This is a genomic window from Ramlibacter sp. WS9 (assembly GCF_003797765.1).
In the GTDB taxonomy this organism is placed as follows: domain Bacteria; phylum Pseudomonadota; class Gammaproteobacteria; order Burkholderiales; family Burkholderiaceae_C; genus Ramlibacter.
In genome coordinates this window covers 482,474-496,318 of sequence record NZ_RKMB01000002.1, presented here as the reverse complement: position 1 = coordinate 496,318, position 13,845 = coordinate 482,474, and the positions used below count along the sequence as shown (strand labels likewise).

General features: G+C 67.6%; 9 protein-coding genes. 7 read left to right on the top strand and 2 right to left on the bottom strand.

What is annotated here, in order from left to right:
* The first annotated feature begins 13 nt into the window (after positions 1-13).
* From EEB15_RS05355 to EEB15_RS05340, 4 genes are all read left to right on the top strand, one after another.
* Positions 14-4,150: a YhdP family protein gene (locus tag EEB15_RS05355; RefSeq protein WP_141508482.1), complete on the top strand. Its 4,137-nt coding sequence runs from the start codon at positions 14-16 to the stop codon at positions 4,148-4,150.
* Positions 4,151-4,152: 2 nt separating this feature from the next.
* The gene (locus EEB15_RS05350; protein WP_141508481.1) at positions 4,153-4,959 is read left to right on the top strand and encodes a carbon-nitrogen hydrolase family protein; all 807 of its coding nucleotides are present in this window, start codon (positions 4,153-4,155) and stop codon (positions 4,957-4,959) included.
* A gap of 67 nt (positions 4,960-5,026) precedes the next feature.
* Entirely contained in the window at positions 5,027-7,066 is a 2,040-nt protein-coding gene (locus EEB15_RS05345) for a nitrogen regulation protein NR(II) (protein WP_141508631.1), read from the top strand.
* On the top strand, positions 7,066-7,692 hold the full coding sequence (locus EEB15_RS05340; RefSeq protein ID WP_141508480.1) for a response regulator transcription factor: 627 nt from the start codon (positions 7,066-7,068) through the stop codon (positions 7,690-7,692). The genes EEB15_RS05345 and EEB15_RS05340 overlap by 1 nt, the downstream gene beginning before the upstream one ends.
* Before the next feature lie 9 nt (positions 7,693-7,701).
* On the opposite strand, the gene EEB15_RS34445 is transcribed toward EEB15_RS05340, so the two are convergent.
* On the bottom strand, positions 7,702-7,833 hold the full coding sequence (locus EEB15_RS34445) for a hypothetical protein (protein WP_255466288.1): 132 nt from the start codon (positions 7,831-7,833) through the stop codon (positions 7,702-7,704).
* Positions 7,834-7,903: 70 nt separating this feature from the next.
* Between EEB15_RS34445 and EEB15_RS05335 the strand changes: the two genes are divergently transcribed.
* Both EEB15_RS05335 and EEB15_RS05330 read left to right on the top strand, forming a co-directional pair.
* Positions 7,904-8,974: a murein transglycosylase A gene (locus EEB15_RS05335; protein ID WP_233259357.1), complete on the top strand. Its 1,071-nt coding sequence runs from the start codon at positions 7,904-7,906 to the stop codon at positions 8,972-8,974.
* Positions 8,975-9,024: 50 nt separating this feature from the next.
* Positions 9,025-9,438, top strand: a complete 414-nt coding sequence (locus EEB15_RS05330) for a hypothetical protein (protein WP_141508479.1) — start codon at positions 9,025-9,027, stop codon at positions 9,436-9,438.
* Positions 9,439-9,448: 10 nt separating this feature from the next.
* Here EEB15_RS05330 and EEB15_RS05325 read toward each other — a convergent pair whose 3' ends face one another.
* Complete coding sequence (locus EEB15_RS05325; RefSeq protein ID WP_141508478.1) at positions 9,449-9,934, bottom strand: Lrp/AsnC family transcriptional regulator; 486 nt, start codon at positions 9,932-9,934, stop codon at positions 9,449-9,451.
* A gap of 189 nt (positions 9,935-10,123) precedes the next feature.
* Here EEB15_RS05325 and EEB15_RS05320 point away from each other — a divergent pair, with 189 nt between their 5' ends.
* Positions 10,124-13,684 (top strand): indolepyruvate ferredoxin oxidoreductase family protein, encoded by a 3,561-nt coding sequence (locus EEB15_RS05320; RefSeq protein WP_141508477.1) that lies wholly within the window; start codon positions 10,124-10,126, stop codon positions 13,682-13,684.
* The last annotated feature ends 161 nt before the right edge of the window (positions 13,685-13,845 follow it).

Sequence of the window (13,845 nt, the reverse complement as noted above, 5' to 3'; positions counted from 1 at the left end):
CATCGAAGTTTTCATGAACGCCAGCCCGCCTTTTCCGTCACGTCCACTGAAGGCATACGCCACGATCGCGAAAGGGTTGTTGTGGCTTCTCATGACAGGCTGGCTGGTGCTGGCGCTGGCCTGGGGGGCGCTGCATGGCTGGATTGTGCCCCGAATCGGAGAGCTTCGCCCTGACCTGGAAGTGGAGGCCGGGCGGGTCCTGGGGGTACCGGTTCGCATCGGCAGCATCACGGCGCGCAGCGAAGGCCTCATCCCATCGTTCGAGCTGATCGACGTGGTGCTGCTCGACCCGCAGGGCCGGCCCGCACTGCGCCTGCCGCGGGTGCTGGCGGCGCTGTCGCCGCGTTCGCTCTGGAACCTGGGCTTCGAGCAGCTCTACATCGACCGCCCCGAGCTGGACGTGCGCCGGGCGGCCGACGGCAAGATCTTCGTCGCCGGCCTCGACTTTTCGCGCAGCAGCGACAACGACGGCCGCGCCGCCGACTGGTTCTTCCAGCAGACCGAGTTCGTGATTCGCCAGGGCACCGTGCGCTGGACCGACGAGATGCGCGGCGCCCCGCCGCTGGCCCTGGCCGAAGTGGACTTTGTGATGCGCAACGGCGCACGCCGCCATGCCCTGCGGCTCGACGCCACGCCGCCGGCCGAATGGGGCGACCGCTTCAGTGTGCGCGGCCTGTTCCGGCAGCCGCTGCTCTCGACCCGGCACGGCCGCTGGCAGGACTGGGACGGCCAGCTGCACGCGGACTTCTCGCGTGTCGATGTCTCCCAGCTGCGTCGCCACGCCAGCGTCGGCGTCGAGATTGCCGAGGGCCGCGGTGCCGTGCGCGCCTGGGCCGACGTGGCGCGCGGCCAGCTGGTCGGCGGCGCGGCCGACATCGTGCTGGCCGATGTGAGCACGACGCTCGGAAAGGCGTTGGCGCCCCTGGCCCTGCGCACGGTGTCGGGCCGCCTGGGCGGCAAGCGGCTGGAGGGCGACGGCTTCGAGTTCCAGACCCAGCACCTGCAGTTCGAGACGCGCGAAGGCCAGCGCTGGCCCGGCGGCAACGTCTTCGTCACCTGGTCTCCGGCCGGCGGCCAGCGCCCCGCGCGCGGCGAGATTCGCGCCGACAAGCTCGACCTGTTCGCCCTGAGCCAGGTGGCGACGAGGCTGCCGCTGGGCGCGGCAACGCATTCGGCCTTGGCCGCCTACGCGCCCAAGGGCCTGGTGGAAACCTTGCAGGCCAAATGGCAAGGCCCGCTCGACGGGCTGCAGTCTTACCAGGCCAAGGGGCGCGCCGTGCGGCTGGAGGTTGCCGCGCGACCGGCCGAAGCCGCAGCCAGCGCACCCGCCCGCGCGGGCTCGCCCGGCATCCGCGGCGCATCCATCGACTTCGACCTCACGCAGGCAGGCGGCAAGGGCAAGCTGGCCGTGCAAAAAGGCGCGGTCGATGTTCCCGGTGTTTTCGAGGAGCCGGTTGTGCCGGTGGACGACCTTGCCGCCGACGTGCAATGGCAGATCGACGGCCCGGCCATCAGCACTTCGGTGAGCAATCTCAAGTTCAGCAACGCCGACGCGCAAGGCGAAGGCCAGGCGACGTGGAAAACCGGTGAGAAGGGGCGTGCGCGTTTCCCCGGTGTGCTGGACCTCCAGGCCAGCCTCTCGCGAGCCAATGGAGCCCGGGTGTGGCGGTACCTGCCCCTGGGCGTTTCCAAAAACGCGCGCGACTACGTGCGCGAATCGGTCGTGCAAGGCGCGGCCACCGGCGCGAAATTCCGCGTCAAGGGCAACCTGCAGGATTTCCCGTTCAAGGACCCGAAGCAGGGCGAGTTCCGCATCACGGCCGAAGTGCAGAACGTCACCTACGCGTATGTGCCGCGCACCGTGGGCAAGGGCACGGCCACGTGGCCGGCGCTCACCCAGTTGTCCGGCCAGCTGCTGTTCGTGGGCAACGGCATGGAAATCAGGAATGCCGTGGGGCGTTTCATGGGTGCGCCGGGCTTGCAGGTGAAGGCCCAGGCGCAGATTCCGGACTTTCGCTCCACCGTCGTCGGCGTCACGGGCGACGTGCGCGGCCCGCTCGCACAGTCGTTGGGGTTCGTGAACGCATCGCCGCTCGCGGCGATGACATCACAGGCGCTCTCCAAAGCAAGCGCCACGGGCAATGCCGACTTGCGCTTGCTGCTGGAACTGCCGATCGCCACCATCGACAAGTCGAAGGTCCTAGGCACGGTCACGCTCGCGGCCAACGACATCCAGATCACGCCGGACACCCCCCTGCTGGCGCGCTCGCGTGGGGCGGTTACTTTCACAGAACACGGGTTTGCCCTCGTCGGTGCGCAGGCGCGCGCGCTCGGCGGCGATGTGCGGCTCGAAGGCGGCACGCGCGGGTTGCCGACCGCGCCGCTGCCTGCCAACACCGATGTGACCGTCTTGATGCGGGCGCAGGGTACGGCCACCGCGGAAGGGCTGCGCCAGGCCAAGGAGCTGGGCTTTGTGTCGCGCCTCGCGAGGGACGCGAGTGGCAGTGCGCCCTACACCGTGACGCTCACCATGCGTCAAGGCATGCCCGAGGTCGCAGTCGCGACCAGCCTGCAAGGCATGGGGCTGGCACTGCCGCCCCCGATGGCGAAGGCGGCAGACACGGCGCTGCCCATCCGCTACGAATCGGCGCTGGTGCGCGACGCGGCGGCGAAACAGCAGGACCAACTGACGTTCGAGCTGGGCCGCGTCGCCACGGCGGTCTACATCCGCGATATCTCGGGCCCCGAGCCGCGCGCGATCCGCGGCGCGATCGGCGTCGGCCTCGCACCCGGTGAAGCGCCCAGCCTGCCGGAACAGGGCGTGATCGCCAACATCAACCTCGCCGCACTGAACGTCGACGCCTGGGAAGCCGTGCTGGCCCGCGCATCCGGCGGTGACGCCGCGGCGTTGCGCGCACCTGCGGGCGGCGCGGCGAGCAGCTACCTGCCCACAGTGATGGCCGTGCGTGCCAAGGAACTGACGGCCGAAGGGCGAACCTTGCACAACGTCGTGTTGGGCGGCTCGCGCGACGGCGGCGTCTGGCGCGCCAATGCCGAGGCCACCGAGCTGAACGGCTACGTGGAATACCGCCAGTCGCCGTCGGGGCTGGGCGGCGGCAGGCTGCATGCGCGGCTCGCGCGCCTCTCGCTTGCGGCCTCGGACGCCAGGCAGGTCGAGTCGCTGCTGGACGAACAGCCTGAAATCCTGCCGGCAGTGGACGTGGTAGTCGAGGATTTCGAGCTGCGCGGCAAGAAGCTGGGGCGTCTGGAGATCGACGCAGTGAACCGGGGCGCCAACGCGGTGGCGCGCGAAGGCGGCGCACGCGAGTGGCGGTTGAACAAGCTCAATCTCACGATGCCCGAAGCGGTGTTCAATGCCACAGGAAACTGGGCCAGCGTGAACGCGCAAGCGGCGCCTGCGCCCGCGGCTTCGCGTCCCGGCCAGCGAGCCGAACGCCGCCGCACGGTCATGAACTTCAAGTTGGACATCGCCGATTCCGGCCAGCTGCTCGCACGCTTCGGCATGAAGGACGTCGTGCGGCGCGGCAAGGGACGCATGGACGGCCAAGTCTCCTGGCTGGGCTCGCCGCTCACGCTGGACTACCCGACGATGAACGGCAATTTCTACATCAACGTCGAAGGCGGCCAGTTCCTCAAGGCCGACCCGGGCCTGGCCAAGCTGCTGGGCGTGCTCAGCCTGCAGTCGCTGCCGCGCCGGCTGGCGCTGGATTTTCGCGACGTGTTCACCGAGGGTTTCGCGTTCGATTTCCTGCGCGGGGACATCACCGTGCAGCAAGGCATTGCCGCCACCAACAACCTGCAGATGAAGGGCGTGAATGCAGCCGTGCTGATGGAAGGAAAGGCGGACATCGCGCGCGAAACCCAGGACATCAAGGTGGTGGTGGTGCCCGAGATCAACGCGGGAACGGCTTCACTGGTCGCGACCGTGATCAATCCCGCCATCGGCCTGGGCACGTTCCTGGCGCAGATGTTCCTGCGCCAGCCACTGATCAGGGCCGCCACGCAGGAGTTCCACATCGACGGCACGTGGGCCGACCCGCGCATCACGCGCGTGGATCGCAATGCGAGCGCGGCGGCGGAGAATCGCGTCGATGCGGCCTCGGAAGCCAAAGCAGGAAGGACAAATTGAGCATGCGAGTTGCTGCCATCCAGATGGTGTCGGGTATCTCGGTGCAGGGCAACCTGGCGCAGGCTCGCGTGCTGCTCGAGCAAGCGGCAAACGCCGGCGCCGAGCTCGCGGCGCTGCCGGAATATTTCTGCCTGATGGGCCACAAGGACACCGACAAGCTGGCGGCGCGCGAGAGCGTCGGCCAAGGTGCGGTGCAAAGCTTCCTGGCCGGCACGGCGAAGGAGCTGGGCATGTGGATCGTCGGCGGCACGCTGCCGCTGGCCGCCGGCGACGACGCGCATGTACGCAACACCAGCATGGTGTTCTCGCCCTCCGGAGAGCGCGCCGCGCGCTACGACAAGATCCATCTTTTCAAGTTCGACAACGGCCGCGAACGGTACGACGAATCGCGTGTGATCGAATGCGGCGGCGACACCGTTGCCTTCGACGTGCAGAGCCGAAGCGGCCACCGCTGGCGCATCGGCATGTCGGTGTGCTACGACCTCCGGTTCCCCGAGTTGTACCGCGCACTCGCCGCCGACGTGCTGCTGGTGCCCAGCGCGTTCACCTACGTCACGGGCCAGGCGCATTGGGAATTGCTGCTGCGGGCCCGTGCGGTGGAGAACCTGGCTTACGTGGTGGCCCCCGCGCAAGGCGGCACGCACGAGAACGGCCGCCGCACCTGGGGCCACAGCATGGTGGTCGACCCCTGGGGCTTGGTGCTGGCGCAGCAGGACGAAGGCGCGGGCGTGGTCATCGCCGAACTCGACCCCGCACGCCAGGCGCAGGTGCGCGCGCAACTGCCGGCGCTGGAGCACAGAGTCCTATGAGCCGCTGGGCCGAAGCGCTTAGCGCGGAGGTTTCCTCGTGAGCGCTGTGGCGCCGCCGGTGCCCGTGATGGCGACGGGCCGGCGCCGCCCGTCGGGCTACGTGCGCTGGTCGCTTTGGGTGCTGTTGATTGCGCTGGTGGCGTCGCTGCTGGTGACGCTCGTCTGGCTGGCCGGCCGCTATGAGGCGAGCCAGGTGCAGACCAAGCTGGAGCGCGACACCGCCGATGCGCTCGGCGACATCCGCGGCGCGCTCACCCGCAACGTGCAAAGCCTGCAGGCGCTCCAAGCGGGGCAGCCCTCGCCGGCCGTCTGGAGTGCGCGCGCGAGCCAATTGCTGCACGAGCATCGCGAATGGATACGCCTGGAATGGCGAGACTCGGCCCTGGGCACTGTGGCGTTCATGGAGACGCCCTACCGCTCGCCGCCATTCGCGCGGCTGGGCCGTGCCAACGCGCACGCGGACGTCGCGCTGGCCTGCGCCAATGGGCGCCGCGTCAGCGGACCGGCCTATTCGAGCAGCTACTTTCTGCCGCAGCTCGACGGGCTCGGCCTGGAGGTGATGGAGCTTTGCCTGCCGCAGGTCAGCGCGGGCCAGCTCACCGGCTATGTGGTCGCAACCTATTCGCTCAGTGAAATCCTCGCCGGGCTGGTCGGGCCGCAGCTGATGCGCAGCCAGGAAGTGTCGTTCACCGAAGCCGACGGCACGCGCCTCGCATTGCACGGCACGGCGCGCCGCGGCAACCGGGTGTTTTCGTCGCAGCAATTGCTGGACCTCCCGGGCAACACCATGGTGCTGCGCATGGACAGCTGGCGCGGCGCGCCGGACCTGTTCCCCAACGTGCTCACTGCGCTCGTCACCGCCATGTCGATCGCGCTGGTGTCGGTGCTGGTGCTGCTCGGCAAGGACACTCGGCGCCGCCTGCGCGCCGAGCAGGACCTGGCCGACGCGCTGGCGTTCCGCAAGGCCATGGAGGACTCGCTGGTGACTGGACTGCGGGCGCGCGACCTGGAGGGCCGCATCACCTACGTGAATCCGGCGTTCTGCGCGATGGTAGGCTTCTCGCCCGACGAGTTGCTGGGCCACACGACGCTCGCGCCGTACTGGCCGCCTGAGCTCGCGGACGAGTATCAAAAGCGCCAGGAAGTGCGCCTCTCCGGCCACAACGCACCGCCGCGCGAGGGCTTCGAGTCGGTGTTCATGCGCAAGGACGGCTCGCGCTTTCCGGTGCTGATCATCGAAGCGCCGCTGATCAATCACTATGGCGTGCAGACGGGCTGGATGAGCGCCTTCCTGGACTTGAGCGAGCAGCGGCGCGTCGAGGAGCTGTCGCGCGCCAGCCAGGAGCGCCTGCAGGCCACCGCGCGGCTGGCGACGGTGGGCGAGATGGCGTCGCTGTTGTCGCACGAACTGAACCAGCCGCTGGCCGCGATCTCCAGCTACGCCACCGGCTCGATCAACCTGCTGCAGCCCCAGGCCGGCGCACCGGCGGCCGCGCTGGCCCTGCCCGACATCGAAGTGGCGATGCGCCGCATCGCGGAACAGGCTGAGCGCGCCGGCAAGGTGATCAAGAGCGTGCATGACTTCGTGCGCCGCCGCGACAAGGAGCGCGAGCCGGTCACGCCGCAGGAATTGCTGGACGCGATCATGCCGCTGGTGAGCCTGCAGGCGCGCAAGCTGGGCGTGCGGGTGGAGACACGGCTCAAGAGCGGTCTGCCCGCGGTGCTGTGCGACCGCACCATGGTCGAACAGGTGCTGCTGAACCTGGCGCGCAATGCGATGCAGGCGATGGACCAGGTGCAGGTGCGCGATCCTTCACTGGTGATCGAGGTCAAGCGCGCTGTGCCTGTGGGTGAGGCGACGCCCGGCAAGGCGTGGCTGGAGTTCTCGGTGGCCGACGTGGGGCCCGGCATCCCCCCCGAGATTCAGCGCCAGCTCTTCACACCGTTCTTCACCACCAAGGCCGAAGGCATGGGCCTCGGCTTGTCGATGTGCCGCACGGTGGTGGAACAGCATGGGGGATTCCTCGGGTTCGAAGCCAACCGTCCGCAAGGTACGATTTTCATGTTCACCTTGCCGGTCGATCCGCACAACAACGACAGCCCCTGATGCAGCCCACCCAGAACGCCACCGTGTTCATCGTCGATGACGACTCCAGCGTACGCGAAGCGCTCGCATGGTTGCTGCGCTCGCGCCACCTGCTGAGCGAGTCTTACGGCGGCGGCGAAGAATTCGAGGCGATGCTCGCCGCCGGGTACACGCCGGCGCAGCCCGCATGCCTGCTGCTGGACGTGCGCATGCCGGGCATGAGCGGCCTCGCGCTGTTCGACAAGCTGGCCGAGCGCGGGCTGGTGGAAGTGATCCCCACGATCTTCCTGACGGGCCATGCCGACGTGCCGACCGCGGTCGACATGGTCAAGCGTGGCGCTTTCGACTTCTGCGAGAAGCCGTTTTCCGACAACGCCCTGGTCGATCGGGTCGAGCAGGCACTGCGCAAATCGGAAGGGGTGCTCACGGCCCGTCGCGAAAAGACGTTGCTGCAGAAGCGGCTCACGGAACTCACGGAACGTGAACGTGACGTGATGCGGCTCGTGGTCGAAGGCCTGCCCAACAAGCTCATCGCCGACCAGCTCGACATCAGTGTGCGCACGGTCGAGGTGCACCGGGCGCGCGTGTTCGACAAGATGGAAGTGAAGTCCGCCGTCGAACTGGCGAACACGTTGCGCAGCCTTTAGCGCATCGGCTCAAGGCTCTTTCTTTTCGGTCTCGTCGCGCGCCACCAGCTCGCCCTTTTTGCGACCGGCGAACATCGTCCACCAGACGATAGCGACCAGCAGCACCAGCGCGAGCAGCGCTTCAAGCAGAATCAGCAGCATGAACCGTTTCCTTGGGATTGCGGCCATTGTAGGAATGCTCGCGGCCTGCGGCAGCGTGCCACTGCCTCCCATGGATGAGCCGCCGCCCGCGCGTCCCGTCCCAAGTGCCGCATTGCCGGACCCTGCAGACAACGCGCCCCTGCCCCCGGCCCTCGTGCACGGCAAGAGCCGCTGGCAGCCCGTGCGCTGGGCGGAGCTGCCGGGTTTCGCCGACGACGCGCTGCACGAAGCCTGGAACGCGTGGCTGAAGAGCTGCGAGCGGCCCGGCCCGGCGTTCGCGCCGTTGTGCCCCGAGGTGCGGCGGCTTTCGATCGCCACGCCGCAAGAACAGCGCGCGTGGATGACGCGGCGGCTGCAGCCCTATCGCGTCGAGCCATTGCAGGGCGCCTCCGAAGGCCTGCTCACGGGCTACTACGAGCCGATGCTGGAGGCGAGCAGACAGCCCAGCGCCACGCATGCGGTCCCGCTCTTCCGGCCGCCGGCCAACTTGGCCAGCCGGCGTCCCTGGTACTCGCGGCAGGAGATCGACACGCTGCCGGAGGCGCGTGCGGCGCTGCGCGGGCGCGAGATCGCCTATCTCGCCGATCCGCTCGACGCGCTGTCGCTGCAGATCCAGGGCTCGGGGCGCCTGCGCATCACGGAGCCGGACGGCAGCCTGCGCACGGTACGCGTCGCGTTTGCCGGCACGAACGAGCAGCCCTATCGAAGTGTCGGCAGCTGGTTGCTGCAGCAAGGTGCGCTGCGCGACGCGTCCTGGCCCGGCATCAAGGCCTGGGCGGCGCAGAATCCTCAGCGCGTGAACGAGATGCTGTGGGCCAATCCGCGCGTGGTGTTCTTCCGCGAGGAGCCGCTGCCGGACCTCGACGCGGCGTTCGGGCCGCGCGGTGCGCAGGGCGTGCCGCTGACGCCGGGACGCTCGATCGCTGTCGACAAGGAAAGCATTCCGTACGGCACGCCGGTCTGGCTGGCCTCGTCGGGGCCGGTGACCAGCTTGCAGCGGCTCGTGCTGGCGCAAGACACCGGCAGTGCCATCACGGGCGCGGTGCGCGCCGACTACTTCACTGGCTGGGGCCTCGAGGCGGGCGAGGTGGCCGGGCGCCTGAAGCAACCGCTGAGGTTGTGGGTGTTGTGGCCGCGCTGACGAGCGGCTCTCGCCCACAAAACGTCCCGCGCGCCCCACAATCACGGCCCATGAAGAACCTCGCCTTTGCGGCCATCGCCGCCGCATGCTTGTACGGATGCGGCACGCCGCCCCCGATCTCCGCTCCTGCTTCGAGCCCGGCCGCGGCGCCGGTGCCAGCACCCGCGCCCACTGCTGCGCCCGCTGCCTCAGGCTCCGCGCCCCAGCGTGCCGCAGGTTTGCCGCTTTACCGGTGCGACCAGGGCGTCGAGTTCACGGTGCGCTTCGCCGACGACACGGCCGTGGTGGATGCAGGCCCGCGGGGCAACGATGTTCTGCTGCGCGACGCCGGCGGCGCCACGCCGCAGCAGACCGTCTACAGCAATCCGCGCATGCGCGCCGAGTTCGGTTTGGGCGTGACCGGCCGCGAAGCATTGCTGCGCTATGCGCAGCCCCCGCTGTCGGTGCATTGCAAGCAGGACTGAAATCGCGGTCTCAGGATGACTTTGCGCCCAGGTGGGCGAGTGGCACGCTGCTGCTGGCCTTGACCTCGCCCAGCGAAAAGCTGGTGTGCAGGTCCTTGACGTTCGGCAGGTTGATCAGCACTTTGCGCGCGAATTGGGAGAAGGTGTCGAGGTCGCGTGACACCACCTGCAGCTCGAAGGTGCCGGCGCCGCTGATGTAGTGGCACGACACGATCTCGGGGATTTTCCGGATCGCCTCTTCCATTTCGCGGGTGAGTTCGCCGGTGTTGCGGTTGGCGTCCAGCCGCACGAAAGCCAGCACGCCCAGGCCGATCTTGTGGCGGTCGATCTCGGCGTGATAGCCCTTGATGAATCCCGCCTCTTCCAGCGCGCGAACTCGGCGCCAGCACGGCGCCGCGGACAAGCCCACCCGCTGCGCGAGTTCGGCATTTGAAAGGCGCCCGTCGGCCTGCAATTCATTGAGGATGGCGACGTCAAACTTATCGAGTGTTTCCATGATTGCCGATTTTAAGCAAGATTCTTTCTTGATCAGCCAATAACACGGCATAGAAAGCAAAGACATATCTGAGGCGCGGGCATACACTTTGCAGTCCACTAGAGGCGCCCGCCTATCCGGCGGAACGATTCTTCCCGCACCCGGCCCACAAGGCCTCGTTCCCACGAAATCACTGGAGACAAGACGTCCATGAACGCCCCGCTGCCCGAACACATCCGCAAGGCCCTGGAAACCGTCACGCTCGACGACAAGTACTCGCTCGACTACGGACGCGCTTTCATGAGTGGCGTGCAGGCGCTGGTCAAGCTGCCCATGCTGCAACGCCTGCGCGATGCGCAGCAGGGCAAGAACACCGCCGGCTTCATCAGCGGCTACCGCGGTTCGCCGCTGGGCGGCTATGACCAGGCGCTGTGGAAGGCCGACAAGTACCTGAAGGCGCAGAACATCGTCTTCCAGCCGGGCGTCAATGAAGAATTGGCCGCCACCGCGCTATGGGGCACGCAGCAATTGGGCTTCACGCCCAAGGAAACGCACAAGTTCGACGGCGTGTTCGGCATCTGGTACGGCAAGGGGCCGGGCGTGGACCGCAGCGCCGACGTCTTCAAGCACGCCAACATGGCGGGCACCACGCCCTGGGGCGGTGTGATCGCGGTGGCCGGCGACGACCACGTCGCCAAGAGCTCCACCGCCGCGCACCAGAGCGACCACATCTTCAAGGCCTGCGGCTTCCCGGTGTTCTTTCCGGCCAGCGTGCAAGAGATTTTGGACCTGGGCATCCACGCCTTCGCGATGAGCCGCTATGCCGGCGTCTGGTCGGGCATGAAGACGATCCAGGAGATCGTCGAGTCCGCATCCACCGCCATGATCGACCCCGAGCGCGTCGACATCCGCATTCCCACCGATTTCGAGATGCCGCCCGGCGGCGTGCACATTCGCTGGCCCGACACGGCGCTGGAACAGGAAGCGCGCCTCTTCGACTACAAGTGGTACGCGGCGCTCGCATACATCCGAGTCAACCGCCTGAACTACAACGCCATCGAGGGCCCGAACGACCGCTTCGGCATCATCGCCAGCGGCAAGGCCTACAACGACACGCGCCAGGCGCTGTTGGACCTGGGGCTGGATGACGACACCTGCCGCCAGCTGGGCATCCGCCTGCACAAGGTCGGCGTGGTGTGGCCGCTGGAAGCGCAGATCACGCGCGAGTTCGCGCAGGGCCTGCGCGAGATCCTGGTGGTGGAGGAAAAGCGCCAGGTCATCGAGTACCAGCTGAAGGAAGAGCTCTACAACTGGCGGCCTGACGTGCGCCCGGTGGTGGTCGGCAAGTTCAATGAAGTCGAAGGAGACTTCTCGGGCGGCGAGTGGTCCATGGCCAACCCGACCGGCAACACGCTGCTGCGCGCTAATGCGGACCTATCCCCTGCGCTGATCGCCCGCGCCATCGCGCAACGCCTGAAGAAGCTGGGCGTGGACGGCGATATGGGCGCGCGCATCGACGCGCAACTCGCGATCCTGGAAGCCAAGGAACGCTCGATGCAGGTGCTCGAAGTCAAGGGCGACCGCGCACCGTGGTTCTGCTCGGGCTGCCCGCACAACACCTCCACCGTCGTGCCCGAAGGCTCGCGGGCCATGGCCGGCATCGGTTGCCACTTCATGGCGACCTGGATGGACCGCGCGACCATCGGCTTCACGCAGATGGGCGGCGAGGGCGTGCCGTGGGTCGGCCAGGCGCCGTTCACCAAGGAGAACCACGTGTTCGCCAACCTCGGTGACGGCACGTATTTCCACAGCGGCCTGCTGGCGATCCGCCAGTCGATCGCTTCGGGCGTGAACATCACCTACAAGGTCCTCTATAACGACGCGGTCGCCATGACCGGCGGCCAGCAGGTCGGCGAGCGGCCCGAGGGCCATTCAGTGATCCAGATCGCGCACAGCCTGGTGGCTGAAGGCGTCACGCGGCTCATCGTCGTCACTGACGAACCCGAGAAGTACACGATGGCCAAGCTGCCCCCGGGCATCGAGGTGCGCCACCGTGATGAACTGGACCGCACGCAGCGCGAATTCCGCGAGATTCCAGGCACCACCGCGATCATCTACGACCAGACCTGCGCCACCGAAAAGCGCCGCCGCCGCAAGCGCGGCACCCTGGTCGACCCGGCCGTTCGCGTCGTCATCAACGACCTGGTGTGCGAAGGCTGCGGCGACTGCAGCGTCAAGAGCAACTGCTTGTCGGTGGAGCCGCTGGAGACCGAATTCGGCCGCAAGCGCACCATCAACCAGAACACCTGCAACAAGGATACCAGCTGCCTGAAGGGCTTCTGCCCGAGCTTCGTCACTGTCGAAGGCGGGCAGCTGAAGAAGAAGGCCAAGGACAAGACGACTTCACCCTTCGCGCTGGGCGAACTGCCGCAGCCGCAGCTGCCGAGGATCAACGGCGCCTTCGGCATTGTGGTGGCGGGCGTGGGCGGCACCGGCGTCATCACCATTGGCCAGCTGCTCGGCATGGCCGGCCACATCGAAGGCAAGGGCATCGTCACGCAGGATTCGGCGGGCCTGGCGCAAAAGGGCGGCGCCACCTGGAGCCACGTGCTGATCGGCGAGCGCGCCGAGGACATCCGCACCACCAAGGTCAGCATGGCCGGAGCCGACCTGGTGATCGGCTGCGACCCGATCGTCACGGCTGGCAAGGAAACCGTGCTGCGCATGCGCGAGGGCCGCACGCACGTGGCGCTCAATTCGCACAGCACGCCCACCGCCGCATTCGTGAAGAACGCCAACTGGGCCAATCCCGCCGACGCCTGCGCCGCGGAGATCGTGCATGCGGTCGGCCCGGCCGGTGTCTCGGCGTTCAACGCCGACGTGGCCGCCACCAAGCTGATGGGCGACAGCATCTACACCAACCCAATGATGCTGGGCTACGCCTGGCAAAAGGGCTGGCTCCCGCTGGAATACGCATCGCTGATGCGCGCGATCGAGCTCAATGCCGTGGCCATCGACAACAACAAGGCCGCCTTCGAATGGGGCCGCCGCGCCGCGCACGACTGGGCGTCGGTGGAAAAGCTGCTGGCCCCAGCCCAGGTGATCGAGTTCAAGAAGCGCGAAACCCTGGAGCGCATGGTGACGCGCCGCGTCGAGTTCCTCACGGACTACCAGAACGCCGAGTACGCCGCCGATTACAAGGCGTTCGTCGAGAAGGTGCATGCCGCGGAAGGCCCGCTGGGCAAGACGGCGCTGACGGAGACCGTGGCCCGTTACCTGTTCAAGCTCATGGCCTACAAGGACGAGTACGAAGTCGCCCGCCTGCACACCGAGACCGGTTTCCAGGAAAAGATCGCCGCCATGTTCGAGGGCGACTACAAGGTCAACTACCACCTGGCGCCGCCGATGATCGCCAAGCGCAACGACAAGGGCGAGCTGCAGAAGAAGAAGTTCGGCCCGGCGATGCACACCGCATTCCGCGTGCTGGCCAAGCTCAAGGGCCTGCGCGGCACGGCGCTTGACGTTTTCGGCCGGACCGAGGAGCGTCGTACCGAGCGCGCCCTGATCGTGGAGTACCGCCAGAGCATCGAGCGGGTGCTCGCTTCGCTTTCGGCCGTCAACTACGGCCTGGCCCTGGAGATCGCCCGCATTCCCGAGCAGATCAAGGGGTACGGCCACGTGAAGGAGCGCAATTTGGCGGCAGCTCGCGCGCAGTGGAACCAACTGATGGCGCAGTGGGACCAACCCGAGGCGCGGCGCCAGGCTGCCTGACGGGCAGGAAAGCCCTGCCGGGCGGCGCGACGGGTTGGGTTACAACTTATTACCCAGGGTGCCGCCGCATACAATCGAACGCTCTCCGCACTGCGGCACATTAGGGTGCCGGCTTGTGCGCGGGCGTTTCGCCACCACATCACTTTTTTGCCTGGAGCCGC

Coding starts and splice junctions, on each gene's coding strand:
- EEB15_RS05355 (WP_141508482.1), top strand. CDS start 14: ATGAACGCCAGCCCGCCTTTTCCGTCACGTCCACTGAAGGCATACGCC.
- EEB15_RS05335 (WP_233259357.1), top strand. CDS start 7,904: ATGGATGAGCCGCCGCCCGCGCGTCCCGTCCCAAGTGCCGCATTGCCG.
- EEB15_RS05350 (WP_141508481.1), top strand. CDS start 4,153: ATGCGAGTTGCTGCCATCCAGATGGTGTCGGGTATCTCGGTGCAGGGC.
- EEB15_RS05320 (WP_141508477.1), top strand. CDS start 10,124: ATGAACGCCCCGCTGCCCGAACACATCCGCAAGGCCCTGGAAACCGTC.
- EEB15_RS05325 (WP_141508478.1), bottom strand. CDS start 9,934: ATGGAAACACTCGATAAGTTTGACGTCGCCATCCTCAATGAATTGCAG.
- EEB15_RS05340 (WP_141508480.1), top strand. CDS start 7,066: ATGCAGCCCACCCAGAACGCCACCGTGTTCATCGTCGATGACGACTCC.
- EEB15_RS05330 (WP_141508479.1), top strand. CDS start 9,025: ATGAAGAACCTCGCCTTTGCGGCCATCGCCGCCGCATGCTTGTACGGA.
- EEB15_RS34445 (WP_255466288.1), bottom strand. CDS start 7,833: ATGCTGCTGATTCTGCTTGAAGCGCTGCTCGCGCTGGTGCTGCTGGTC.
- EEB15_RS05345 (WP_141508631.1), top strand. CDS start 5,027: ATGGCGACGGGCCGGCGCCGCCCGTCGGGCTACGTGCGCTGGTCGCTT.